Annotated in this window: 26 protein-coding genes and 1 pseudogene; 14 read left to right on the forward strand and 13 right to left on the reverse strand. The window is 65.2% G+C overall.

Annotated elements, in window-relative coordinates; genetic code table 11:
* Positions 1-10: 10 nt before the first annotated feature.
* Positions 11-544, reverse strand: coding sequence for a 2,4'-dihydroxyacetophenone dioxygenase family protein (locus CFB41_RS17195; protein ID WP_089443698.1), 534 nt, complete (start codon positions 542-544; stop codon positions 11-13).
* A gap of 178 nt (positions 545-722) precedes the next feature.
* On the opposite strand from CFB41_RS17195, the gene CFB41_RS17200 reads away from it, so the two are divergent.
* Positions 723-1,703 carry a helix-turn-helix domain-containing protein gene (locus CFB41_RS17200; protein ID WP_089457248.1) on the forward strand — a complete coding sequence of 327 codons (981 nt, stop codon included), beginning with the start codon at positions 723-725 and terminating at the stop codon, positions 1,701-1,703.
* A 91-nt stretch (positions 1,704-1,794) separates the two neighbouring features.
* Here CFB41_RS17200 and CFB41_RS17205 read toward each other — a convergent pair.
* The 3 genes and pseudogenes from CFB41_RS17205 to CFB41_RS17215 all read right to left on the reverse strand — a co-directional run.
* Positions 1,795-1,935, reverse strand: a pseudogene (locus CFB41_RS17205) (GMC oxidoreductase); the annotation flags it as partial.
* A 120-nt stretch (positions 1,936-2,055) separates the two neighbouring features.
* Positions 2,056-3,003, reverse strand: a complete 948-nt coding sequence (locus tag CFB41_RS17210) for an aldo/keto reductase (RefSeq protein WP_089457249.1) — start codon at positions 3,001-3,003, stop codon at positions 2,056-2,058.
* A 385-nt stretch (positions 3,004-3,388) separates the two neighbouring features.
* Positions 3,389-4,009, reverse strand: coding sequence for a LysE/ArgO family amino acid transporter (locus CFB41_RS17215; protein WP_089443687.1), 621 nt, complete (start codon positions 4,007-4,009; stop codon positions 3,389-3,391).
* Between the two features lie 110 nt (positions 4,010-4,119).
* On the opposite strand from CFB41_RS17215, the gene CFB41_RS17220 reads away from it, so the two are divergent.
* On the forward strand, positions 4,120-5,013 hold the full coding sequence (locus CFB41_RS17220; RefSeq protein ID WP_089443686.1) for a LysR family transcriptional regulator ArgP: 894 nt from the start codon (positions 4,120-4,122) through the stop codon (positions 5,011-5,013).
* A 51-nt stretch (positions 5,014-5,064) separates the two neighbouring features.
* Here the strand turns inward: CFB41_RS17220 and fnr are convergent, their stop codons facing one another.
* The 3 genes from fnr to CFB41_RS17235 form a co-directional block, all read right to left on the reverse strand.
* Positions 5,065-5,811 carry a fumarate/nitrate reduction transcriptional regulator Fnr gene (gene fnr, locus CFB41_RS17225; RefSeq protein ID WP_059523493.1) on the reverse strand — a complete coding sequence of 249 codons (747 nt, stop codon included), beginning with the start codon at positions 5,809-5,811 and terminating at the stop codon, positions 5,065-5,067.
* A 103-nt stretch (positions 5,812-5,914) separates the two neighbouring features.
* Positions 5,915-6,382, reverse strand: coding sequence for a universal stress protein (locus CFB41_RS17230; RefSeq protein ID WP_089457250.1), 468 nt, complete (start codon positions 6,380-6,382; stop codon positions 5,915-5,917).
* 577 nt (positions 6,383-6,959) lie between these two features.
* Entirely contained in the window at positions 6,960-7,370 is a 411-nt protein-coding gene (locus CFB41_RS17235; RefSeq protein ID WP_089457251.1) for a DUF3005 domain-containing protein, read from the reverse strand.
* Between the two features lie 277 nt (positions 7,371-7,647).
* On the opposite strand from CFB41_RS17235, the gene CFB41_RS17240 reads away from it, so the two are divergent.
* A complete protein-coding gene (locus CFB41_RS17240) occupies positions 7,648-7,881 on the forward strand; it encodes a hypothetical protein (protein ID WP_011356723.1) in 234 nt (77 codons plus the stop codon).
* A gap of 137 nt (positions 7,882-8,018) precedes the next feature.
* Positions 8,019-8,939 (forward strand): serine O-acetyltransferase EpsC, encoded by a 921-nt coding sequence (gene epsC, locus CFB41_RS17245; protein ID WP_089457252.1) that lies wholly within the window; start codon positions 8,019-8,021, stop codon positions 8,937-8,939.
* Positions 8,940-8,984: 45 nt separating this feature from the next.
* Here the strand turns inward: epsC and CFB41_RS17250 are convergent, their stop codons facing one another.
* From CFB41_RS17250 to CFB41_RS17260, 3 genes are all read right to left on the reverse strand, one after another.
* The gene (locus tag CFB41_RS17250) at positions 8,985-9,788 is read right to left on the reverse strand and encodes an SDR family oxidoreductase (RefSeq protein ID WP_089457253.1); all 804 of its coding nucleotides are present in this window, start codon (positions 9,786-9,788) and stop codon (positions 8,985-8,987) included.
* Positions 9,788-10,420, reverse strand: a complete 633-nt coding sequence (folE, locus tag CFB41_RS17255) for a GTP cyclohydrolase I FolE (RefSeq protein ID WP_021157584.1) — start codon at positions 10,418-10,420, stop codon at positions 9,788-9,790. Before folE ends, CFB41_RS17250 begins: the two co-directional genes overlap by 1 nt.
* 96 nt (positions 10,421-10,516) lie before the next feature.
* Entirely contained in the window at positions 10,517-11,443 is a 927-nt protein-coding gene (locus CFB41_RS17260) for a LysR family transcriptional regulator (RefSeq protein WP_069250399.1), read from the reverse strand.
* 116 nt (positions 11,444-11,559) lie between these two features.
* Between CFB41_RS17260 and pobA the strand changes: the two genes are divergently transcribed.
* The 7 genes from pobA (at position 11,560) to CFB41_RS17295 (ending at position 18,506) form a co-directional block, all read left to right on the forward strand.
* Positions 11,560-12,792, forward strand: coding sequence for a 4-hydroxybenzoate 3-monooxygenase (pobA, locus tag CFB41_RS17265; protein ID WP_089457254.1), 1,233 nt, complete (start codon positions 11,560-11,562; stop codon positions 12,790-12,792).
* Between the two features lie 142 nt (positions 12,793-12,934).
* Positions 12,935-13,651, forward strand: a complete 717-nt coding sequence (locus CFB41_RS17270) for a 3-oxoacid CoA-transferase subunit A (RefSeq protein ID WP_039344485.1) — start codon at positions 12,935-12,937, stop codon at positions 13,649-13,651.
* An 11-nt stretch (positions 13,652-13,662) separates the two neighbouring features.
* Positions 13,663-14,319, forward strand: a complete 657-nt coding sequence (locus CFB41_RS17275; RefSeq protein WP_089457255.1) for a CoA transferase subunit B — start codon at positions 13,663-13,665, stop codon at positions 14,317-14,319.
* A gap of 88 nt (positions 14,320-14,407) precedes the next feature.
* Positions 14,408-15,781, forward strand: coding sequence for a 3-carboxy-cis,cis-muconate cycloisomerase (locus CFB41_RS17280; protein WP_089457256.1), 1,374 nt, complete (start codon positions 14,408-14,410; stop codon positions 15,779-15,781).
* Positions 15,781-16,566: a 3-oxoadipate enol-lactonase gene (gene pcaD / locus CFB41_RS17285; protein ID WP_039344475.1), complete on the forward strand. Its 786-nt coding sequence runs from the start codon at positions 15,781-15,783 to the stop codon at positions 16,564-16,566. The genes CFB41_RS17280 and pcaD overlap by 1 nt, the downstream gene beginning before the upstream one ends.
* A 10-nt stretch (positions 16,567-16,576) precedes the next feature.
* On the forward strand, positions 16,577-16,963 hold the full coding sequence (gene pcaC / locus CFB41_RS17290) for a 4-carboxymuconolactone decarboxylase (RefSeq protein WP_046548861.1): 387 nt from the start codon (positions 16,577-16,579) through the stop codon (positions 16,961-16,963).
* A 184-nt stretch (positions 16,964-17,147) separates the two neighbouring features.
* Positions 17,148-18,506, forward strand: coding sequence for an MFS transporter (locus CFB41_RS17295; protein WP_089443675.1), 1,359 nt, complete (start codon positions 17,148-17,150; stop codon positions 18,504-18,506).
* A 60-nt stretch (positions 18,507-18,566) separates the two neighbouring features.
* Here the strand turns inward: CFB41_RS17295 and CFB41_RS17300 are convergent, their stop codons facing one another.
* From CFB41_RS17300 to CFB41_RS38640, 3 genes are all read right to left on the reverse strand, one after another.
* Entirely contained in the window at positions 18,567-18,815 is a 249-nt protein-coding gene (locus tag CFB41_RS17300; RefSeq protein ID WP_089457257.1) for a hypothetical protein, read from the reverse strand.
* A gap of 110 nt (positions 18,816-18,925) precedes the next feature.
* Positions 18,926-19,540 (reverse strand): LysE family translocator, encoded by a 615-nt coding sequence (locus CFB41_RS17305; protein WP_089457258.1) that lies wholly within the window; start codon positions 19,538-19,540, stop codon positions 18,926-18,928.
* Positions 19,541-20,367: 827 nt separating this feature from the next.
* Positions 20,368-20,925 (reverse strand): hypothetical protein, encoded by a 558-nt coding sequence (locus CFB41_RS38640; RefSeq protein WP_256941072.1) that lies wholly within the window; start codon positions 20,923-20,925, stop codon positions 20,368-20,370.
* A 172-nt stretch (positions 20,926-21,097) separates the two neighbouring features.
* Between CFB41_RS38640 and CFB41_RS38645 the strand changes: the two genes are divergently transcribed.
* From CFB41_RS38645 to CFB41_RS17325, 3 genes are all read left to right on the forward strand, one after another.
* Positions 21,098-21,673: a hypothetical protein gene (locus tag CFB41_RS38645; protein ID WP_256941073.1), complete on the forward strand. Its 576-nt coding sequence runs from the start codon at positions 21,098-21,100 to the stop codon at positions 21,671-21,673.
* 95 nt (positions 21,674-21,768) lie between these two features.
* Positions 21,769-22,209, forward strand: coding sequence for a hypothetical protein (locus CFB41_RS17320; protein ID WP_179250078.1), 441 nt, complete (start codon positions 21,769-21,771; stop codon positions 22,207-22,209).
* 26 nt (positions 22,210-22,235) lie between these two features.
* Positions 22,236-22,685: a hypothetical protein gene (locus CFB41_RS17325; RefSeq protein WP_256941074.1), complete on the forward strand. Its 450-nt coding sequence runs from the start codon at positions 22,236-22,238 to the stop codon at positions 22,683-22,685.
* Positions 22,686-22,756 lie beyond the last annotated feature (71 nt).

Below are 22,756 nucleotides of genomic sequence, written 5' to 3' on the forward strand. Positions count from 1 at the left end.
TCGCCGCACGTCAGCGGAACAGCTTCTCGATTGCTTGCGCGCCGAGGCCGACCCGCTCGTAATGCGCCTTGCACATCGCGATGTACGAATGCACGTCGAAGTAGCCGTCGGGGTTGCCTGCTTCGTCGAGCCAGATCAGCGGCCCCTTGACGATGAAGAACGCGCGCATCGGCTCCGGGTGATCGAACGCGACGAGCGTGTGGCCTTCGCCCGGCGTCTCGTACACGAAATCGCCGCGTGTCGCGGTCCATTCGTGCTCCAGATAACCCCACTTGCCTGACAGCGTGTAAGCGAACACCTCGTGCGGGTGATAGTGCCGGTTCACGAGCCCGGCTTCCTTGGCCATCAGGATGTCGCACCATTTGTTCTGCGACGGGGAGATCCACAGCGGCCGCGACGAAACCGTTTCGGTGAACGGAACGTAATAGCGCTCGTCGTCGGTGGCTGCGTCCGCGATGTACGCTTCGGGCAGTGCATCGGGCTTGAACGGATTGGCAATCGGCGGGATGTTTTGCCAGAATTCGGCTACGGCTTTGTCGACCACGGTTTGTCTCCTTGGGTATCGGTTGTCGTGGGCTCGACTTTAGCCAGCCGGTGCGCGCCGCTCTTGACTGGGCTGGACGAATTGCTTGACCGCGCCGGACATTGCATCGCACCAAAATCCAGACGAACCATCCCCCAATCCGTGCCGCTGCGCACGACAGGCGCCCGCAGGAGGCGACGTGACGAATTCGACCGTTTTTTCCCGCACGCGAGGCTCGACGGCCGACGTGCCGGCGCGCGACAGGATGGCGTACTGGGATGCGTTCAATGCGGCGACGCTGGTCGGGCTGCGCTGTTCGTCGCTGTCGCCGGCCGGGCTCGAGGTCGAGAAGACCGACATCGCGTTGCCGGGCCTCGGCATCGCGGACATCAGCGGCCAGGATCACGTGATCGAGCGCAGCCCCGCGCTGGTGCGGCAGTTGCCGAAGGAGTCGCTGTTCGCGTGCCAGATCCTGAGCGGGCGCGCGTATTTCATCCAGCGGGACCGTTGCCTGCTCGCGGACGCCGGCGATGTCGTCGTCTACGACACGCGCGTGCCCTATCTGTTCGGATTCCTGACGCCGATGCGGCAGCTGCTGATCGATATCCCGATCACGACGTTCGACGACCGGCTCGATGCGGAACTGGCGGCGCTGCCGCTGCGGATCGCGCCGAAACCGGGCGCGGGCGCGATGCTCGGCGCGACGTTGCGCGCGAGCGTCGAGCGCTTCATGAAGGATCCGGTCGAGCGTGACGCCGCGCGGTTCGCCGAACACACGCGCACGCTGGTCGCGGAACTCATCGATGCGGAGGTGAATGGCGCGGGCGCGTCGCGTGCGTCGCTGTCGTATCTGCTGACCGCGAAGCAGTACATCGCGACGCATCTGGGCGACCCGGAACTCGGGCCGCAGGCCGTCGCCGATGCGGTCGGGCTGTCGCTGCGGCATCTGAGCCGGCTCTTCGCGGCCGAAGGCGAGTCGATCACGCAGCACATCTGGTCGGAGCGGCTGTCGCATGCGCATCGCGAGCTGACCGATGCGCGGCTGCGCAAGACGAGCGTCGGCGAAATCGCGTTTCGCTGGGGCTTTTCGAGCCAGGCTCATTTCAGCCGTGCGATTCGCGAGCGCTATGGCGCGTCGCCGATGGCGCTGCGCGAGGCGGTGCGGACGGACGGGGGGTGATTCCGGCAGGTGATGCGGATGGAGCGGCGGCACGTGTTTCACGCGCCGTTTTTTATTGTCGGGAAGGAAAACGCCCGCGCGCCGCGTTGCGTTACTCCGCGAGCATGAATTCGGCGCAGCGCTCCGCGATCATGATCGTCGGCGCGTTCGTGTTGCCGGACACGATGCGCGGCATCACCGACGCATCGCAGATTGTGCGGCGCGCCACCCGGACCCGAGCCGTTGTATCCACCCGCCGTTCACGAATGACCCGCCCCCGCGAAGGCTGTGATGCGAGCGCGCACACGATACCGGCCGATCGCGGAGCCGCGCAGAATGCACGATCCGATCGACCGGCTCGCTACCACTAACTTCAGACCGCGCTCGCCTCGTCGATCCGGCGAATGTCATCCTGATCGAGCTGAACCCGGATCGCTTCGCCGAGCGATGCCAGCTGCGCCAGCGACGTCGCGCTGGCGATCGGCGCGGTGATCGTCGGCCGCGCGATCTGCCATGCAAGCGCGATCGCGGCCGGCTGCGTGCCGTGCTTCTCGGCTACCGCATCGAGTGCCGCAAGAATACGCAGCCCGCGCTCATTGAGATACCCGGCGACGCGATCGCCGCGCACGCTCTTCTTCAGGTCGGCCTCGCTGCGGTACTTCCCCGACAGGAACCCGCTCGCGAGCGCGTAGTAGTTGACGACCCCAAGCTTCAGGTCGCGCACGACCGGTTCGAGATCGCGCTCGTAGTCGGCGCGGTTGAGCAGGTTGTATTCGGGCTGGATGACCTGGTACGCGGGCAGGCCGTCGCGCTTGCTGATGTCGGCCGCTTCACGCAGCCGTGCGCCGTTGTAGTTCGATGCGCCGATGATCCGCACCTTGCCCGCGTCAATCAGCGTTTGATAGGCGCCGAGCGTTTCTTCGAGCAGGGCCGTATCGGCGAGGTCGCGATGCGAGAAATACAGGTCGATGTAGTCGGTCTGCAGGCGGCGCAGCGAATCGTCGGCGGCTTTCAGGATGTTGTCGCGGGTCAGCCCCGCGCGCGCGGCGAGCAGCCCGACCTTGGTCGCGATCACGACTTGCTCACGCTTGCCGGACCGCTTGAGCCACTTGCCGATGATCGTTTCCGATTCGCCGCCGCTGTTGCCGGGAACCCAGGCCGAGTAGACGTCGGCCGTGTCGATGAAGTTGATGCCGGTGTCGGCGAGCGCGTCGAGCAGCGCAAACGACGTGTTCTCGTCGACGGTCCAGCCGAAGACGTTGCCGCCGAACGCGAGCGGCGAAACCTGGATGTTAGATGTGCCGAGGGTGCGTAGTGCCATGTTCTGCTCCGATATCTGCGGGTGACGGAATGGAACTGCGGGATGGGCCGAGACGATCACGGCGAGACGACGGGGTACGTGGTGCGGTCACGCCGTTGTCGCGGGACGCAGGACATTCTCGCCGATCGCTTCGAATCGTGCAGGCGGCGCATCGTCGCGATGGCGGACGGCATGACGCAGATGACGGACAACCTGTCCGCTGTGTGGGTGTTTCGCGTGGTTGCGTTCGATCGGGAACCGATTTTTTGTCGCGGCTGGCGCGAGGTGACGCGCAGCGGTGGATGGCGGGAGGCGGGCGGCGGGCGGGAGCGTGGATGCTCCGGCATTGCGCCGAAGCGGGCGGGACGACGGGCGGCAAGCGGCCGCCCGCGCATTGGCGAGCCGGTCAGCGCAACTGCACCGCCGCAAGAAACAGCACCATGCTGCCGATCGCGCCATCCAGCACACGCCACGCCGTCGCCTTGCGGAACCATGGCGCCAGCAGTCGCGCACCGTAGCCGAGCCCGAGGAACCACACGACGCTGACCGACATCGCGCCGATCGCGAACGCGAGCCGCGCGCCTTCCGGCTCGCGTGCGCCGGCCGTGCCGATCAGCAGGAACGTGTCGAGATACACGTGCGGGTTGAGCCACGTGAACGCGAGCGTCATCAGCACGATCGCGAGGCCGCTCTGCGGCGGCGGCGCGACCGCGTCGCCGCGCACGTCGAGCGTTTCGTGGCCGGGCTTGAACGCACGGCGCAGCGCATTGATGCCGAACCACGCGAGATACGCGAGGCCGACGTACAGCACCGCATGGACGAACGTCGGATAGCGTTCGACGAGCGCCGACGCGCCGCCGACGCCCGCGCCGATCAGGATCATGTCGGACAGTGCGCACAGCAGCACGATCTTGCCGACGTGCGAGCGCATGATGCCCTGCCGCAGCACGAATGCGTTCTGCGCGCCGATGGTGACGATGAGTGAGCCGCAGAGTGCGGCGCCGTGGGAAAAAGCGAGCCAGTTCATGATGGGTGACAGCAGTGGAAGCAGTAGACGAATGAATCGGGTAGCGCTAGTCTGCGGTCAGCCTGAAAATAAGAGAAGCTAAATCACCTAATGCCGATTAAGGAAATCTAATGCTCGACTACGCGTTGCTCGATGCCCTCGCGGCCGTGATCCGGCACGGCTCGTTCGAGCGGGCGGCCAAGGAGCTGAACGTCACGGCGTCGGCCGTGTCGCAGCGCGTGAAACTGCTGGAGGAGCGGGTCGGCAGCGTGCTCGTCAAGCGCGGGCAGCCATGCGTCGCGACGACGTCGGGTGCGCTGCTGTGCCGGCATACCGAGCGCGTGCAACTGCTCGAGGCCGAACTGGGCGGCCGGATGCCCGCATTACCGGGCCAGATCGCGAGCACGTGGCCGACGTTGCGCGTGGCGGTCAACGACGACAGCGTCGCGACGTGGTTCATCGACGCGGTCGGGCCGTTCTGCACGGAGCGCGAAACGTTGCTCGACCTCGTGATCGACGACCAGGATTACACCGCGTCGCGCATTCGCGACGGCAGCGTGCAGGGCGCCGTGACCGCGCAGGCGGAGCCGATCCAGGGGTGCCGGTCGGAGCGGCTCGGGCGCATCCGCTACCGTGCGGTGTGCTCGCCGGCGTTTTACGAACGCTACTTCGCCGCGGGCATCACGCGCGATGCGCTGCGCCGCGCGCCGTGCGTGATGTTCAATCCGAAGGACGGGCTGCAGGCGCGTTTCATCCGGCGCGTGACGCGCGCGGATCTCGATCCGCCGCAGCACTGGATACCGCACGTCGCGGGCTACCTGCGTGCGTGCGAAACGGGATTGGGATGGGGGATGTGTCCGGACCGGATGGTCGACCGCCAACTGGCGGCGGGTGAACTGGTCGACATGTCGCGCGGGCGAACGATCGACATCGACCTTTACTGGCAGAGCTGGCGTTTGTCGATCGGCTGGCTCGACGATTTCAGCGCGGCGCTGAAGGCGCGCGCCGCGCTGTTTCTCGATTGACCGATCGCGTGACGCAGGCGGCGCGCGAGGTGCGCGCCGTGCGGCGTCACATCAGACGTGATGCAAGCCGTCGAAATCGACGATCTGGACGTGGCGGCCCTGCATCTCGATCAGGCCGCGCTTCTGGAATTTCGACAGCGTGCGGCTGACCGTTTCGAGCGTCATGCCGAGGTAGCTGCCGATGTCTTCGCGCGTCATCCGCAGATTGAATTCCGACGGCGAGTACCCGCGCTTCAGGTAGCGCGACGAGACGTCGAGCAGGAACGCGGCGACACGCTCTTCGGCATTCAGCGAACCGAGCAGCATCGTTTGCGACGTTTCGCGCACGATCTGTTCGCTCATCAGCTTGTGCATGCGCAACTGCATCGAACCGGCTTCCGAGCACAGTGCCTTGAGCGCGCTGTACGGAATCACGCAGACCGAGCTGTCTTCCAGCGCGACCGCGGTGCGCGGATGCGTGTCGTCGCAGATGCCGTCGAGGCCGAGCGCTTCGCCGGCGAGATGCAGGCCGGTGACCTGCTCGCGGCCGTCGTGGCGCGTCGCGACGGTTTTCAGCGAGCCCGAGCGCACGGCGTACAGGTTGTCGAATGCGTCGCCTTCGCGGAACAGCGCTTCGCCGCGCTTGACCGGGCGCGCCGCGCAGATGACCGACTCGAGGCGGCTGAGCGCTTCGGGTGCCAGGCCCTGCGGCATGCACAGGTGCCGCATGGCGCACGTCGAGCAGTGCGCGGCCTGGCGAGGAGCCCAGCTGCCGGCATGAGGCGTGGCGGCGGGACGTGTGGCGACGGGCGTCAGCATGATCGTTTACTCCGGCGTTGAATCGACGGAATCATTGTCCCACCGCAACTTGCTGCTGTCGGGTGACAAAACGTCGCGACTGCCCGCGCATGCCGAACGCTGCTTACGCGGCCGTTTCGTCGACGTTGGCGGCCGCCGGAATCAGCAGCACGGGCAGCGTCGCGTGGCGCACGCACTGCTCGGCGATGCTGCCGAGCACGAGGCGGCGGAACCCGCGGCGGCCGTGCGTGCCGAGCACGATGAGATCGGCATCGAACGCTTGCGCGCCCTCGAGGATCAGCGACGATACGTCGTTGAGCGACGTTGCTTCGCCCAGCTTCGTCTCGCCCTTCACGCCCGCTGCCTGCATCAGCGCGGTGAAATCCTTCGCGAGTGCGTTGCCCTGCGCGACGAGCTGATCGCGCAGCACGGACGGATCGTAGCCGGGCACGTTGTAGTAGATCGCGGCGTTCTCGACGACGTAGAACGGTTGCAGCTCGGCGCCGTGCGATTTCGCGAGCGCCAGCGCGGCATCGAACGCGTGCCGGGACGTGTCGCTGCCGTCGACGGCAACCAGAATACGCTTGTACATAGTGTCTCCGAGTGGCGGGTTGAAACGAAGTCGGCCGGATGGCCGATCGGGCTGGGCAATGCGCAATGCTGCGAGGCAGAGTAAACCAACGGCCGGGACTTTGCAGTGAGGTGCCGGTCGTGCCGCGCGGCGGCGCCGCTGCGGTTTCCGCGGCGCACGGCAACGCACCTACGCATGCTGCGACACGCGACGCGTTGCGTGCGACGTGGTGGCCGCTGTTGTCTGCAGGGTCGGCGGGAAGGCATGTGCGCGCATCGGTGTCGCGTGTGGCGCACGCATACGCCGCGCCGCGCACGCCGATCGCATCGACACGACACGACGGTCACGCGGATGCATTGCCCGCATCGCCATTCAAGCGCAACCGCGCCGTTTCGACATGACCTCGATCAACGCATGTGCGTCAGTGCAATTCACGGCGTGCATGGTGCCGCCCGCGCTGCTGCGCGGAATCATTCGTTCGTGCATCGTGCGGTTGCCGGCACACGATCGGCGCACGGTCGCGTACGCCGATCCCCGGCCATCGGCTGTCGGCCGATACCGATCCGCAAACGAACGACCGATTCAAACGCCGCGCCGGCTATCTCGGCACGGCCGTCAGCTCGAAGACGCGCTCCGGCCGACGCTGGTGACCGGGCCAGTACGTGCTGCCGTACATCCGGTGGACGGGGCCGAACAGCGCGTCGCTCGTGGGCGGCGGCGCGTCGAAGCCCTTCTCGATCACCATGTAGCCGGCACGCAGCGCGAACGCCGGATGATTGCCGCCGGGGCGGCTGTCGAAACCGGCGAAGCCGTCGCCGGCTTCCGGCATCGCATTGACGAGCGACGCGTTGCTGCGCGTGATCTGGTCGGGCGAGATCGGGCCGCCGCCGGCGAGGCGCGACGCCTCGCGGTTCTTGCCATCGGTATCGACCGTGCTGTCGTGCGTGTCGTCGTTGTCGAGCTCGATGCTGCGCGGACGCGAACGACCGGTTTGACCGGATGATTCCATCGCGGCTCTCCTCGCGGCGAAGCGTTCCGGATCGAAGCAAATCCCGTTCCGGGCATGACGGGAAAAGGCGCGCGGGCGATCGCCGCGGTCGCCCGACGCGCACTGATTTGTCGTGATTTATTTCAGCTAGAAGACGCGTTTTCTACAGAGTATGATTCTTTTCCTGCGAAGCGGCGACAGGGGATTCAGTCGCGCCGCCTCTGCCCGCACCGGGGGGCCGAGCACCCTTAAAGACGGGTAGTGAACAACAAAGCAAGGGACTAGAGGTGGCGGATTCATGCAAGCGACTACTGCCTTCACGCACCGCGGTTATCTGTTGAACTGCGCGCCCGCGCGCGCCAGCGACGGTTCGTTCAAGCCCTACGTCGTGATCTCCCGATCGAGCGACGGGGAACTCGTTGCGAACCGATTTTTCCCGATCGAGCTCCAGTTCAACGACGAAGGCGACGCGATCGCGCACGCGCGCGACTGGGCCGTGCGATGGATCGACGCGAGCAGCATCACGATCTGACGTCGTCGCGATCCCGTGCCATCGTCCGTCCGGCCGAGCCCCGGCGTGCCGCTCCCGGACAAAAAACGCGGTAATCTTGCGGAACCCGTCACTTTATTAGCGGCCGTGCGACCGAGCGCGGCCGCCTGCATTGGCATATGTCGACATCACCCGCCCGTCAGTGGGGCCTTGAAGAAATCGTCGCCGGCTTGCGCGAGTCGCGCGAGGAACTCCATCGCACGCGCCATCCGCGCGGCATTCGCGAGCTGCCGTCGCGCGATGCGATCTGCAAGATTGTGACCGGCCTGCGCGCGTCGATGTTTCCGACGCACTACGGCGCAGCGGATCTGACCGACGAAAGCGTCGACTTCTACGTCGGCCACACGCTCGAAAGCACGCTGCGCATCCTGTCCGAACAGATCCGCCGTGCGTTGCCGTTCCTGCCCGAGCATGCCGATACGCCGTTCGCCGAGCTCGACGAACGCGCGTTCGAAATCGCGCGCGAATTCGGCCGGCAGTTGCCGGCGATCCGCGCGCTGCTCGTCAGCGATATCCAGGCCGCGTATGCGGGCGATCCGGCCGCGCAGCACATCACCGAGATCCTGCTGTGCTACCCCGGCGTGCTGGCGATGATGCATCACCGGCTCGCGCATGCGCTGCACCAGCTGGGTGTGCCGCTGCTGGCGCGGTTCATCAATGAAATCGCCCACTCGGCGACCGGCATCGACATCCACCCGGGCGCGCAGATCGGCCCGAGCTTCTTCATCGACCACGGCACGGGCGTCGTGATCGGCGAGACGGCGATCATCGGCGAGCGCGTGCGCGTGTACCAGGCCGTCACGCTCGGCGCGAAGAGCTTCCCCGCCGATGGCGAAGGGGCGCTGGTCAAGGGCAATGCGCGGCACCCGATCGTCGAGGACGACGTGGTGATCTACGCGGGCGCGACGATTCTCGGTCGCGTGACGATCGGGCGCGGCTCGGTGATCGGCGGCAACGTGTGGCTCACGCACAGCGTGCCGCCCGGCACGAGCGTCGCGCAGGGCAAGGTGCGAGAAGGCGGGAGCGCCGACAAGCCGTAACGCGGCGCGCGCCCGACGGCTGCCGGCCGTCGACGCGCGCACCGGTCAGTGCTTGCCGTCGGGCGCGCGGTGTTTGTACAGCACGTCCTGGTCGACGCGGATCAGGTTCTGCCCCGCATCGACGACGAAATCCACGCCGTTGTACGCGTTGCCCGTCAGCATCAGGATCGCGCTCGCCACATCGTCGGGGCCGGCGATGCGCGCGAGTGGCGTCGAGGCGCGGCTCGCGTGCTCGAAGTCCGCCTGCGTCTGGTCGTCGCTCGGCAGCATCAGCCCGGGGAATACCGCATTCACGCGCAGCACCGGCGCGGACGACAGCGCGAGCATCTGCGTGAGGTTGCCGAGCGCGGCCTTCGCGACCGTATAGCTGAAATGGTCGCGGTGAAAGTTTTCCTTGATCTTCTGGTCGACCACGTTCACGACGACACCCTGCGCGCCGGCCGCGCGAGCCCTTTCGTAGAACGCTCGCGTGAGCAGGATCGGCGCGCGGCAGTTGACGGCCCACGCCTGGTCGAACGCCGCGAGGTCGAAGCTCGGGAAATGGTCCTGCCAGAACACCGACGCGTTGTTGACGAGCACGTCGAGGCGCCCGAAGCGCGCATACACCTGGTCGATCAGCGCGGTGATCTGCGCGGCATCCGACAGGTCGGCCTGCAGCGCGACCGAATCGTGCCCGCGCTCGGCGATCGCACGGGCCGCCGCCTGCGCGGCATCGGCCGAACGGTCGTAATGCACCGCGGTGCGATAGCCGTGCGCGGCGAAATACTCGGCGAACGCGCGCCCGGCCCGGCGCGCGGCGCCGGTCACGAGCACGACCGGCGCGTGCGCCGCTTGCTTCGTCTGCTCCATTACGTATTCGTCAGATTCACGGAAGAAGGATTCGCGACGATCGACAGGAATTCGCGCCGCGTCGACGGATCGGTGCGGAACGTGCCGAGCATGCGCGACGTGACCATTTCCACGCCCGGCTTGTGCACGCCGCGTGTGGAAATGCACTGGTGCGCGGCCTCGAGGATCACGCCGACGCCCTTCGGCTGCAGCACGTCGAACAGCGTGTCCGCGATCTGCACGGTCATCTTTTCCTGGATCTGCAGGCGCTTCGCGAACGCGTCGACGAGGCGCGCGAGCTTCGAGATGCCGACCACGCGATGATTCGGCAGATACGCGACGTGCGCGCGGCCGATGATCGGCACCATGTGGTGCTCGCAGTAGCTCTCGAAGCGGATGTCCTTCAGCACGATCATTTCGTCGTAGCCGTCGACTTCGCTGAACGTGCGCGCGAGGATGTCGCGCGGCTCCAGCGCATAGCCGGCGAAGAACTGCTCATAGGCGCGCACGACCCGTGCGGGCGTGTCGATCAGGCCTTCGCGCGCGGGATCGTCGCCGGCCCAGCGCAACAGCACGCGAACCGCGTCTTCCGCTTCTTCGCGGCTCGGTCGGGATGCGGCCGGCTCGGGCCGTGCGGACTTCTTTTTAGCCATCTATCTGCTCCATCGAATGCCGCCGCCGGGGCGGCGCGGAATCCGGGCATTGTTTCATGCTTTCGCGGGGCGTGTGTGCGGTCTGGGGCCCGGCCCTCACTTCGGCCATTCGTCCTGCTCGTCGTTGAACAGCGACGCGACGACGCCGCGCAGCCACGCGGTGCGCGGATCGTTGTGATACTTGCGATGCCAGTGCTGCTTCAGGTCGAAGCGCGGCAGCGCAAGCGGCGGCTCGACGGGCACGATGAACGCGTGTTCGGCCGCGTACGCATAGCCGATCGCATGCGGCACCGTCGCGATCAGGTCGGTGCGGCTCAGGATGAACGGCAGGCTCATGAAGTGCGGTGTCTCGAGCACCGCGCGGCGCTGCATGCGCTGCTTCGCGAGATATTTCTCGAGCACTTCCTGGCTGCGGCCTTCGGCGCGCACCACCGCGTGCCCGCACGTGAGGAACTGCTCGACCGTGAACGGCGGCGCCTGCTCGAACGGATGGCCGCGCCGCATCAGGCACACGAACCGGTGCGTGAACAAACGCTGCTGGAAGAAGTTGTTGCCGTCGAGATCCGGGAAGTAGCCCACCGCGAGATCGATCGAACCCGCTTCGAGCCCACGCCCGACTTCGTCGTGCGCGAGCGAGACCGAGCGCAGGTTCGCGTGCGGCGCGCGCGTCGCGAACGCCTGCAGCAGCTTCGGCAGGAACACGATCTCGCCGACGTCCGACAGCGCGATCGAGAACGTATGCGTGCTCGCGGCCGGGTCGAAGTCGTGCGGCGCGACGAGGCCGCGCTCGATCTGCGCGAGCGCGTCGCGGGCGGCCGGCAGCAGCGCGAGCGCGCGCGGGGTCGGCTCCATCCCGCGCGACGTGCGCACGAACAGCGGATCGCCGAAGTACTCGCGCAGGCGGCCGAGCGCCGTGCTCACGCGCGGCTGGCTGACGCCGAGCAGGTCGCCCGCGCGGCTCACGTTGCGCGTGTCGTCGAGCGCGACGAGGTAGGGAATGAGGTTCAGATCGAGCGCATCCATCGCCAGGCCAGTATCGTCAAAACGTATACAACATATCTCCAGAATCGCGTTGCCGCATAGTCGGGAAAGCGCTCAAATGTGTTCAACGATTCGAATTAATGTTCAGGAGACGAACAATGCGCACCCAAGTCGCGATCATCGGCGCCGGCCCGTCCGGCCTTCTGCTTTCCCATCTGCTGCGCCTGCAAGGCGTCGATTCCATCCTCGTCGAAGCGCGTTCGCGCGAATACTGCGAGAACCGCATCCGTGCCGGCGTGCTGGAGCAGGGCACGGTCGACACGCTGAACGAAGCCGGCCTCGGCGACCGGATGCGCCGCGAAGGGCTCGAACACCACGGCATCGAACTGCTGTTCTCGGGCCAGCGCCACCGCATCGACCTGTCCGAGCTGACCGGCGGGCGGGCGATCACCGTCTACAGCCAGCACGAAGTGGTACGCGACCTGATCGCGGCCGGCGTCGAGCATGGCCACGCGATGCACTTCGAGGTGAGCGACGTCGCGCTGCACGACGTCGAGGGCGAGCACCCGTTCGTCACGTTCAAGCATGCCGACGGCCGCGACGACCGCATCGACTGCGACTACATCGCCGGCTGCGACGGCTTCCACGGCATCGCGCGCCAGACGATTCCGGCCGAACGGCTGAACACGTTCGAGCGCGTCTATCCGTTCGCGTGGCTCGGCATTCTCGCCGACGCGGCACCGTCGCTCGACGAACTCGTCTACGCGCATCACGACAACGGTTTCGCGCTGTTCTCGATGCGCTCGCCGACGGTCACGCGCCTGTACCTGCAGTGCAAGCCCGACGAAGACCTCGCCGAATGGTCCGACACGCGGATCTGGGACGAATTGCACACGCGTTTCTCGAACGACACGGGCTGGACGCCGACCGAGGGCCGGATCACGCAGAAGAGCGTGACGCCGATGCGCAGCTTCGTGTCCGAGACGATGCAGCACGGGCGCCTGTTCCTTGCCGGCGACGCCGCGCACATCGTGCCGCCGACCGGCGCGAAGGGGATGAACCTCGCGGTGGCCGACGTCCGTGCGCTGTCCCGCGCACTCGGTGCGCGCTACCGCAACGGCGACGCGACGCTGCTCGACACGTATTCCGCGACCTGCCTCGAGCGCGTGTGGCGCGCCGAGCACTTCTCGTACTTCATGACGAACATGCTGCATTCGTCGCCGGAAGATTCGCCGTTCGTCAATCGCCTGAAGTTTGCCGAGCTGAAATACGTGACGCGCTCGCGGGCCGCCGCGCAGTCGCTCGCCGAAAACTACGTCGGCTTGCCGTTCGACGACGCAGCGCCCCCCGAGGCAACCCGCCTTGACAACGCGCTGTGCGCGACTCTATGATCGGCCCATCGTTCGCTAATCGAATCTAGGTTCGAATAGCGAACAAAACCGGGATCGACATCGGCCCCGGCGCGGCACGCGGCACGCGCGTGTCCCCTCGACAGGCCGCGCATCGAGCCGCGGGTTCGTATCAGGAAGAGACATGGTCAACAAGATTTTCGAATCGCTTCAGTCGGCGGTGGCCGACATCCACGACGGCGCGACAATCATGATCGGCGGCTTCGGCACGGCAGGCATGCCGTCCGAGCTGATCGACGCGCTGATCGAACAGGGCGCGCGCGACCTGACGATCGTCAACAACAACGCGGGCAACGGCGAGACCGGCCTCGCGGCGCTGCTGAAGGCGAAGCAGGTGCGCAAGATCATCTGCTCGTTCCCGCGCCAGAGCGACTCGCAGATATTCGACGGGCTGTACCGCGCCGGCGAGATCGAGCTGGAACTCGTGCCGCAGGGCAACCTCGCGGAGCGCATCCGCGCGGCGGGCGCCGGCATCGGCGGCTTCTTCACGCCGACCGGCTACGGCACCAAGCTCGCGGAGGGCAAGGAAACGCGCGTGATCGACGGCAAGCCGTATGTGTTCGAGACGCCGATCCACGCCGATTTCGCGCTCGTGAAGGCGTACAAGGGCGACCGCTGGGGCAATCTCGTGTATCGCAAGACGGCACGCAACTTCGGGCCGATCATGGCCAGCGCCGCGAAGGTGGCGATCGTGCAGGTGTCGGAAGTCGTGCCGCTCGGCGCGCTGAACCCGGAACACATCGTGACGCCGGGCATTTTCGTCCAGCGCATCGTCGAGGTGCCGCAGGCCGCGCACGCGGCCGAGCTGGCCGCCGAACACGCCACGTCCCAAGCCGCCTGAGGAGACCCGACATGAAACGACTGACCCGCGATGAAATGGCCAAGCGCGTCGCCCAGGACATCCCCGAAGGCGCGTACGTGAACCTCGGCATCGGCGTGCCGACGCTGGTGGCGAACCACCTCGACCCGAGCAAGGAAATCTTCCTGCACAGCGAGAACGGGCTGCTCGGCATGGGCCCCGCGCCCGCGGCCGGCGAGGAAGACGACGAACTGATCAATGCCGGCAAGCAGCACGTGACGCTGCTCACCGGCGGCGCGTATTTCCACCACGCGGATTCGTTCGCGATGATGCGCGGCGGCCACCTCGACTACTGCGTGCTCGGCGCGTTCCAGGTATCGGCGAACGGCGACCTCGCGAACTGGCACACGGGCGCGCCCGACGCGATTCCGGCGGTCGGCGGCGCGATGGACCTCGCGATCGGCGCAAAGCAGGTGTTCGTGATGATGGAGCACCTGACGAAGCAGGGCGAAAGCAAGATCGTCGCGCAGTGCTCGTATCCGGTCACCGGCGTGCAGTGCGTGAGCCGCATCTATACGGATCTCGCCGTGCTCGACGTGACGGCAGACGGCCTCGCGGTGAGCGAGATCTTCACCGACCTGTCGTTCGACGAACTGCAGAAGCTGACCGGCGTGCCGCTGATCGACGCGACGCAAAAGGCCGCCGCCTGAACCCCGAGCGTGCCGGCGCGTGCGCTTGCGCGCAGGCCGGCACGCTTGGGTGGACAATAGGCGCACGCCGTTTCCCCTATCTGATGCCATGCTCGAAGACAGCGCCCGCCTGACCTCCCTCATCTGCGGCACCGAGCCGCTCAACCGGATCTGGTCGCCCCGCGCGACGATCCAGCGGATGCTCGACGTCGAGGCCGCGCTCGCGCGTGCGCTCGCCGCGCAGCAGGTGATTCCCGCATCGGCGGTCACGCCGATCGAACGCGCATGCGAGGCCAGCCGGCTCGACGCCGACGCGCTTGCGCACGGTGCGGCGCTTGGCGGCAATCTCGCGATTCCGCTCGTCAAGCAGCTCACCGCGCAGGTGAAGGCCGACGACCCCGAGGCCGCGAAGTTCGTGCACTGGGGCGCGACGAGCCAGGACATCATCGATACCGCCACCGTGCTGCAGTTGCGCGACACGCTCGACGTGCTCGAACCGATGCTCGACGACGCATGCGCATCGCTCGCGGCGCTCGCGCGCACGCATCGCGCGACGCCGATGATCGGCCGCACGTGGCTGCAGCAGGCGCTGCCGATCACGCTCGGCCTGAAATTCGCGCAATGGCTCGATGCGCTGCTGCGCCATCGCGCGCGCTTCGCCGAATTGCGCGAACGTGCGCTCGTGCTGCAGTTCGGCGGCGCGGCCGGCACGCTCGCGAGCCTGCGCGAGCACGCGGCCGGCGTCATGGCCGCGCTGGCGGCGGACCTGAAGCTCGCGGCGCCGGCGGTGCCGTGGCACACGCAGCGCGACCGCATCGCGGAAGCCGCGTCCTGCTTCGGGATGCTGACGGGCACGCTTGGCAAGATCGCGCGCGACGTGTCGCTGCAGATGCAGACCGAAGTCGGCGAGCTCGGCGAGCCGGCCGCCGCCGGCAAGGGCGGCTCGTCGACGATGCCGCACAAGCGCAACCCGGTCGGCTGCGCAGCCGTGCTGACGGCTGCCGTACGTGCGCCGAACCTCGTCGCGACGGTGTTCGCGGGCATGGTCCAGGAACACGAGCGCGCACTCGGCGGCTGGCAGGCCGAATGGGATGCGTTGCCCGATCTCGCGCGGCTGACCGGCGGCGCGCTGGCGCAGATCGCGCAGATCGTGGCGGGCCTCGACGTGAACACCGAACGCCTGGCCGCGAACCTCGACCTGACGCGCGGGCTGATTCTCGGCGAAGCGGTGATGCTCGCGCTCGGCGACAAGATCGGCCGGCTCGACGCGCATCACGTCGTCGAACACGCGTCGAAAGAGGCCGTGCGCACGGGCGCGACGCTGTTCGACGTGCTCGCCGCCGATGCGACCGTGTCGGCCCACCTGTCGCGCGACGCGCTCGCGCGGCTGCTCGATCCCGCTCATTACGTCGGCGAGGCGCAGGCCTACGTCGACGCCGTGCTCGCGCTGCATGCCGGCACGCAATCACCAGGAGAACATTGATGCCTTTCGCCACTGTCAACGGCGTGAAACTGCATTACCGGATCGACCGTGCCGCGCGCGACGACGCGCCGTGGCTCGTCTTCTCGAACTCGCTCGGCGCCGACCTGCAGATGTGGGCGCCGCAGATCCGCCCGCTCACGCAGCACTTCAACATCCTGCGCTACGACACGCGCGGCCACGGCCATTCCGATGCGCCGGCCGGTTCGTACACGATCGAGCAACTCGCCGGCGACGTGATCGGCCTGCTCGACCACGTCGGCATCGCCCGCGCGCATTTCTGCGGGATCTCGATGGGCGGGCTGACGGGTGCGGCGCTCGCCGCACGCTTCCCGTCGCGCATCGTTCGCGCGGTGCTGTCGAACACCGCCGCGAAGATCGGCTCGCCGGAGGTGTGGGCGCCGCGGGCGCAGAAGGCGCGTGCCGAAGGGATGGCCGCGCTCGCCGACGCCGTGCTGCCGCGCTGGTTCACCGACGCGTTCGTCGAACGCGAGCCGCGCCTGTTCGATGCGATCCGCGACACCTTCGTGCATACCGACAAGGACGGCTATGCGGCGAACTGCGACGCGCTGAACGCAGCCGACCTGCGCGAAGAGGTGAAAGGCATCGCGCTGCCGGTGCTCGTCGTGACCGGCGCCAAGGACATGTCGACGCCGCCCGACCAGGGCCGCGCGCTGGCCGCCGCGATTCCGGGTGCGCAGCACGTCGAATTCGACGCCGCGCATATTTCGAACATCGAGTGCACCGACGGCTTCAACCGCGCGCTGCTCGATTTCCTGACCGCGTGAGGCACCGGCGATGGATGACCAGGAACGTTACGAAGCAGGGATGAAGGTGCGTCGCGCGGTGCTCGGCGACGCGCACGTCGACCGTTCGCTCGAGAACCGCACCGAGGTGACCGACGAATTCCAGAACCTGATCACGCGCTATGCATGGGGCGAGATCTGGACGCGCGACGGCCTGCCGCGCCATACGCGCAGCCTGCTGACCATCGCGATGATGGTGGCGCTGAACCGCGGCGAGGAGCTGGCGCTGCACCTGCGTGCCGCGCGCAACAATGGCGTGACGCGTGACGAGATCAAGGAAGTGCTGCTGCAGACCGCGATCTATTGCGGGGTGCCGGCGGCGAATTCCGCGTTCCATCTCGCGGACAAGATCTTCAAGGAGCAGGATGGGGCCGCCTAGGTGCGGCCGGTTAAGTACCTGTAGTCCGATGTTGAGTCGAGGCCCGCGGATGGTTCGCGGGCCTCGGCGATGAATGAACGTGCCGGCAGAGCATCGGCGCGCGGCGCACCGGATGGCCGGTGCGCGAATAAAGGCAAGACGTGGTTCCGAGGCCGCGTCGCTTGTATATATCAGGAGACTCGCGATGAATCGCACACCCGTGGTCGATGTCCAGACCTTCATCAACGAGCAGCCGTTCGGCGGTTTTCAATGGCTCGTATTCCTCATGTGTTTCGTGATCGTGCTGCTCGACGGCTTCGATACGGCTGCGATCGGCTTCATCGCGCCGTCGCTGCTCGGCGAATGGAACCTCACCAAACCTGATCTCGCACCGGTGCTGAGCGCCGCGCTGTTCGGTCTCGCGTGCGGCGCGCTCGTGTCGGGCCCGCTGTCCGACAAGCTCGGGCGCCGCTCGCTGCTGCTCGGCTCGGTGTTCCTGTTCGGCGTCGCATGCCTGATGTCCGCCTTCTCGACGACGATCGGACACCTGACGATCCTGCGTTTCATCACCGGCGTCGGGCTCGGCGCGGCGATGCCGAACGCGGTCACGATGATGGGCGAGTTCTGCCCGGACAAGCGCCGCGCGACCGTGATCAACCTGATGTTCTGCGGCTTCCCGCTCGGCGCCGCGTTCGGCGGTTTCCTCGCTGCATGGATGATTCCGCATTTCGGCTGGCGCAGCGTGCTGATCCTCGGCGGCGTGACGCCGCTGCTGCTCGGCGTGCTGTTGCTGCTGAAGATGCCGGAATCGGTGCGCTTCATGGTCGCCAACCACCACGCCGTCGACAAGGTTCGCGCGACGCTCGCGCGTATCTCGCGCGATGCGCTGAACGCCGGCTCGTTCGCGCTGACCGAAGCCGCGCCGCAGACCGGCAGCAAGGGCCTCGGCGTCGTGCTGTCGCGCTCGTACATCGTCGGCTCGGTGATGCTGTGGCTCGCGTACTTCATGGGGCTCGTGATCTTCTACGCGTCGATCAACTGGATGCCGATCCTGCTGAAGGATGCCGGCCTGACGCCGAAGAGCGCGACGCTGATCTCCGCGCTGTTCCCGCTCGGCGGCGTCGGCGCGGTGCTGTGCGGCGTGCTGATGGACCGCTTCAACGCGAACCGCGTGATCGCGGTGTGCTACGCGCTGACGGCGGTGAGCGTCTATGCGATCGGGCAGGCGGCCGGCAACGTCGGGCTGCTCGTGCTGGTCGTGTTCGTGGCCGGTGTGCTGATGAATACCGCGCAATCGTCGATGCCGGCGCTCGCCGCCGCGTTCTATCCGACCGAGGGGCGCGGCACGGGTGTCGCGTGGATGCTCGGCGTCGGCCGCTTCGGCGGGATTGCGGGATCGTTCCTCGTCGCCGAGCTGACGCGCCGGCATTTCTCGTTCGCGGGCGTGTTCGCGACGATCGCCGTCGCGGGCTTGCTCGCGTGTGTCGCGCTGCTGATCAAGCAGATGGCGCGGCCGCATGGCGTGACGCAGCCGGCAGGCAAGATCGAATCGCTCGGGCATTGAGCGACGCGCGGGCCGGTGCGATGCGCCGGCCCGTCGAAACGGCGGCCGGCGGGTCGCCGGCTATTCTTCCGCGTCGTGTTGCTTCACGAAGTTGCGCAGATACGCGCGCAGCGCGGCCTCCCGGCTGCGATGATCGGCGAGGTTCGCGGCGCCCATGTCTTCCTCTTCGCCGAACATCGTTGGCGGCGCGCCGTAGATACCGATCTCGATGTCTTCGCGCAGCACGCGAATCTCGTGTGTGAGCGGGTGATACTCGGCGATCCAGTGCATCCCCTCGATGTGTTCGCCCGCCCTCAGCAATGGCTTCATCGGCACTCTCCCGGCAGCAGCGGCGCAACCGGCGAAACGGCTGCGCGCGCCCGTAACAAAAGGGTACGCCTGCATCGGGCGAATCTCAACGGGCACGCGGTGAGCGCTCACTACGCCAGCAGGTGCGCGACCAGCGGATACAGCGACAGGATCAGCAGCACGGCCATCGTCATGTTGAACATGCGCAGCGCGCGGGGGTTCGACAGGAAGCGGCGCAGGCCGAGGCCGAAAGCGGCCCACAGGCAGATGCACGGGAAGCCGATCAGGATGAACACGACGGCCATCCAGGCGGCGTTCATCCCGTAGTCGGCGGACAGGCGGACCGTCGTCGCGGCGGTCAGCACCATCATCCAGGCCTTCGGGTTGATCCACTGGAACGCGGCGGCTTCGATGAACGTCATCGGACGCGGCTTGCCGCCGTGGGCCTTCACTTCGCCCGACGTGCCGATGCGCCACGCAAGGTAGAGCAGGTACGTGACGCTCGCGACTTCGAGGATCGTGTACAGCAGCGGCAGGCGCTTGAACGCTTCGCCGAGGCCGAAGCCGACGCAGAGCATCAGGATCGCGACGCCGATGCTGATGCCGAACAGGTGCGGCATGGTGCGGCGGAAACCGAAATTGACGCCGGACGCGAGCAGCATCGTGTTGTTCGGGCCCGGCGTGATCGACGTGACGAGCGCGAACAGCATGCCGGCGGGCAACGCGCTGAGGGTGAGGAATTCCATCGCGGATTCTCCGTTCGGTTCTGGACTGGGATGGAGGTCAGTTTAGCGACGGTTTTCTGTACAGTACCGGTACAGTTGGTTTGACGAATGCCGGTACGGGGGAGGGGGTGGTTGGGTTGCGGGCTTGTTTGGTGTTGTCTCTCAGAAAAGATGTCCGCAGTCTCAATAAGTTGTCTTTGAATAATTGGCTGCCTTCCGTACATGACTGGTGAGACTTGCCTCGTCATGCGGGAAATGATCGTATAATATTTGCCAATATTAGTTTATGCACAACGTTTGATCGCGCTCGCCGTATTGTTGTTTTCGCATTGGAGGCGTTTACCCGCCCGTTTACGCTTGAAGTTCGTCCGCACGAACTTACGGAGAAATCGACGCCCCGCGCGGCACGTCGAACCCGGTGTAGCATGCCGTTGCCCCTTGAGTGCTTCGCTCGGCATCACGGGGGGCCTGATGACATCGGCTCCCGCAATCGTGTGAATCTTGTGGAGAAGCGAAGTGACTGCCCCCGAAGCGCTGGATCATGGAGATTCAGGACGCCCCTGATGGGAGCGGCGACGGTGTTCTGGAGCTTCCTGACGATCTCTGGAGCGAATTGTTTAGCCAGGGGTGGCAGCTGGAGACGTACTTGAGCTGGAGCTGACCTCTGGCCGGGATTCGAAATCCCTATGCGGAGTGCCGTTAGATTTCCGCGCCCGGAGAGTCATTCTCAAACGGTCCACAGAAGAGTAAGGGTAGCCGCCGACGATTTACCAGTAAGTCTCAGTTTAGCGTCCGTCGACGGCCTTGAGATGGACTTTATGCACTGGAGAGTGGGAGAGATCTGACCGCTAGCGAGATGCCTCCGCGATGGCGTTTATCCACGGCCTAATCCACTCACCATTGTTAAGTCGGTCATACAGTTGTATCTCGGATTTTTCAATTTCTCCCCATTTCTTGTTCGCTGCTCGGAGTAGTTTTAGGGCTAAATTCGGATCCGAACCAATGGCTTGCTCCATTTCCTGGAACCAGTAAAGATACTGTCTCCAGCCGATGGCAACCCATGGCGTACCTGATTTAGAATCTAGAATTTGCAAAATTTCGGCGGAATGTGGATTGTGTGAAGCCGCTTGCCGATCGATCAACTTCGCGTTTAAAAGAAGTTGTACATCTGGTTCCCGAAGCCAGGTGATCAAGCCATCATCGGTCCAGTAAGGTACAACTTTACCGCCGTCAGCAGCATCATCCCACCTTCCAGGAACGAAGCGTCGAAGATTGAAGAATTTCCCGGTTGCCAGATCCGTGGCACCCGCGTGCTTCCATAAAATTCCGTCCAACCCACTGAAGCCAACAATAACCTTTGTGCCTGCATTTTCGAGCAATCTGATAAGTTTTATTGCATTGGTCAACGATTCGTAATCAGTGCGTTGTTGCGTGGCTTGAGATCGTCCAGGAATATCAAATAGGCGCGAGACACCTTTGTTCGAGTCAAAACTGTAGCGATACGCTGAGGTGAATTTGCATCCGCCAATGTCTTAAGATCGACAATTGCAGTCAGGAGTATTTCTAGTTTAGCCTCACATGCAATTGGATGTAGCTGATTTGTTATATCGACGACTTGGCTATAGTATGCGTCATCAAAAACACGGGGCAGCATGGCGGGAGTCGGCGCATGAATGCGCGATTGCGCCGGTCGTTGAATATTTTCAGCTTTCGGCTTATCGAAGGTCAACTAACGGAACCGCAGAACTGTTTCCAACGCGGCCGCCGAACACAACCAAGGCGCTGCTGGGTCTTAAGGGCGCGCTAGAGGAAAGTCACGGAATATATGTCTTCTACGACTCACGGGGGCGTGCTCTGTATGTAGGCAAGGCGCAACGTCAAAGTCTGTGGAAGGAGATGAATCTGGCCTTCAACCGGGACCGCGACACGACCCAACGCGTGTACCGCGTTCAGCATCCGGAACGTGGTGAGTTCAGGACGTCTGATGAATATGCCCGTCAAGTAAGGCTGACGAGACGCCATTTGAGTCACCTTGCTACGTATTTTTCCGCTTACAAGGTGGACGATGCGCTGATTAACGAACTGGAGGCTTTACTCGTCCGGAGCTTCGCAAACGACCTTCTCAATGTGAAGATGGAGCGCTTCGGCAAATGAATGGAGCAGCCCGGTTGGTTTCCGCGGTGGCCGCGAAGGCTGTTGCTCGTCATGTCCGCCGGCCGAACACGCCCTAATCAAGACGAGGTGGACACGTGCCTACTCAAACCTACCATCGCATCGATCTCGCACTCGCACAACTCGATGCGGCGCTTAGGCTGTTTCTCGAGTGCCACGCCTTCGCCGCGGTGATCACCCTCGCCGGTGCAGCCGAGGAGATTTTGGGCAAAGAGGTGGGAAGGTGTGGCCTGCAGATCGCCCGCGATCGCCGCCTCAATGGTTACGCGCCACGGGATCGCAAAGCGGCCGCCGACGAGCTGAATCGTGTCCGAAATGCGCTCAAGCATTTTGGTGACGTAGACGAACCCGAATTCACTGCGGATCTCGAAGAGACGGCACGCTGGATGCTCGAACGAGCTTGCGAGAACGCTTATCAATTGGGGCTGGAGGTTCCGCGTTCAGCAGCATTTGGCGCGTGGTATCACGCGACACTGATCGAGCGCCACGCCGCATATCAAGAAGTACCACCAACCTAATAGTCAACGATCCAGTGGGGCTAGGCATGGAGACCAAAGTGACCGGTGTTGCCGACGCTAGGGCAAGGCATGCCGCATATTCTGTGTTGCGCGAGCGGATCGTTGAACATGTCTTCGTCGGCGAGGCTATGCGGCGCCTCTGGCAGCTCGGGGTCGTGAACGTCGAGATCCTGCGCGCGGAGTTCGACGCGAGCGGATACGACCTCGTCATGTGCTGCGACAGCGTGATGCGACACGTCCAGTTCAAGGTGTCGTTGGTCAACGGCACGCGTACGCAGGTGGCCATCAACCAACAATTGGCTCGCGCGCCAAGTGGTTGCGTGGTTTGGCTCGGCGTCACGGAAGATCTCGAAATCAGGGAGTATCGTTGGTTCGGCGCGGAAGCGGGTCGTCCCTTACCGGACATCACCAATCACGCGACTGCGCGTCATACACGTGCTAATGCACAAGGCATGTTGATGTCCGCGCAGAACTGACCCACTAGAGCTGGAAATTTTCATCGAATTTTGACCCACGTGATTGAATGCTCTGCTCAATCTTTGAGCAG

This window comes from Burkholderia sp. AU33803, assembly GCF_002223095.1.
Classification (GTDB): domain Bacteria; phylum Pseudomonadota; class Gammaproteobacteria; order Burkholderiales; family Burkholderiaceae; genus Burkholderia.

Coding starts and splice junctions, on each gene's coding strand:
- CFB41_RS17210 (WP_089457249.1), bottom strand. CDS start 3,003: ATGGCACTACGCACCCTCGGCACATCTAACATCCAGGTTTCGCCGCTC.
- CFB41_RS17215 (WP_089443687.1), bottom strand. CDS start 4,009: ATGAACTGGCTCGCTTTTTCCCACGGCGCCGCACTCTGCGGCTCACTC.
- CFB41_RS17220 (WP_089443686.1), top strand. CDS start 4,120: ATGCTCGACTACGCGTTGCTCGATGCCCTCGCGGCCGTGATCCGGCAC.
- fnr (WP_059523493.1), bottom strand. CDS start 5,811: ATGCTGACGCCCGTCGCCACACGTCCCGCCGCCACGCCTCATGCCGGC.
- CFB41_RS17230 (WP_089457250.1), bottom strand. CDS start 6,382: ATGTACAAGCGTATTCTGGTTGCCGTCGACGGCAGCGACACGTCCCGG.
- CFB41_RS17235 (WP_089457251.1), bottom strand. CDS start 7,370: ATGGAATCATCCGGTCAAACCGGTCGTTCGCGTCCGCGCAGCATCGAG.
- CFB41_RS17240 (WP_011356723.1), top strand. CDS start 7,648: ATGCAAGCGACTACTGCCTTCACGCACCGCGGTTATCTGTTGAACTGC.
- epsC (WP_089457252.1), top strand. CDS start 8,019: ATGTCGACATCACCCGCCCGTCAGTGGGGCCTTGAAGAAATCGTCGCC.
- CFB41_RS17250 (WP_089457253.1), bottom strand. CDS start 9,788: ATGGAGCAGACGAAGCAAGCGGCGCACGCGCCGGTCGTGCTCGTGACC.
- folE (WP_021157584.1), bottom strand. CDS start 10,420: ATGGCTAAAAAGAAGTCCGCACGGCCCGAGCCGGCCGCATCCCGACCG.
- CFB41_RS17260 (WP_069250399.1), bottom strand. CDS start 11,443: ATGGATGCGCTCGATCTGAACCTCATTCCCTACCTCGTCGCGCTCGAC.
- pobA (WP_089457254.1), top strand. CDS start 11,560: ATGCGCACCCAAGTCGCGATCATCGGCGCCGGCCCGTCCGGCCTTCTG.
- CFB41_RS17270 (WP_039344485.1), top strand. CDS start 12,935: ATGGTCAACAAGATTTTCGAATCGCTTCAGTCGGCGGTGGCCGACATC.
- CFB41_RS17275 (WP_089457255.1), top strand. CDS start 13,663: ATGAAACGACTGACCCGCGATGAAATGGCCAAGCGCGTCGCCCAGGAC.
- CFB41_RS17280 (WP_089457256.1), top strand. CDS start 14,408: ATGCTCGAAGACAGCGCCCGCCTGACCTCCCTCATCTGCGGCACCGAG.
- pcaD (WP_039344475.1), top strand. CDS start 15,781: ATGCCTTTCGCCACTGTCAACGGCGTGAAACTGCATTACCGGATCGAC.
- pcaC (WP_046548861.1), top strand. CDS start 16,577: ATGGATGACCAGGAACGTTACGAAGCAGGGATGAAGGTGCGTCGCGCG.
- CFB41_RS17295 (WP_089443675.1), top strand. CDS start 17,148: ATGAATCGCACACCCGTGGTCGATGTCCAGACCTTCATCAACGAGCAG.
- CFB41_RS17300 (WP_089457257.1), bottom strand. CDS start 18,815: ATGAAGCCATTGCTGAGGGCGGGCGAACACATCGAGGGGATGCACTGG.
- CFB41_RS17305 (WP_089457258.1), bottom strand. CDS start 19,540: ATGGAATTCCTCACCCTCAGCGCGTTGCCCGCCGGCATGCTGTTCGCG.
- CFB41_RS38645 (WP_256941073.1), top strand. CDS start 21,098: ATGCAATTGGATGTAGCTGATTTGTTATATCGACGACTTGGCTATAGT.
- CFB41_RS17325 (WP_256941074.1), top strand. CDS start 22,236: ATGGAGACCAAAGTGACCGGTGTTGCCGACGCTAGGGCAAGGCATGCC.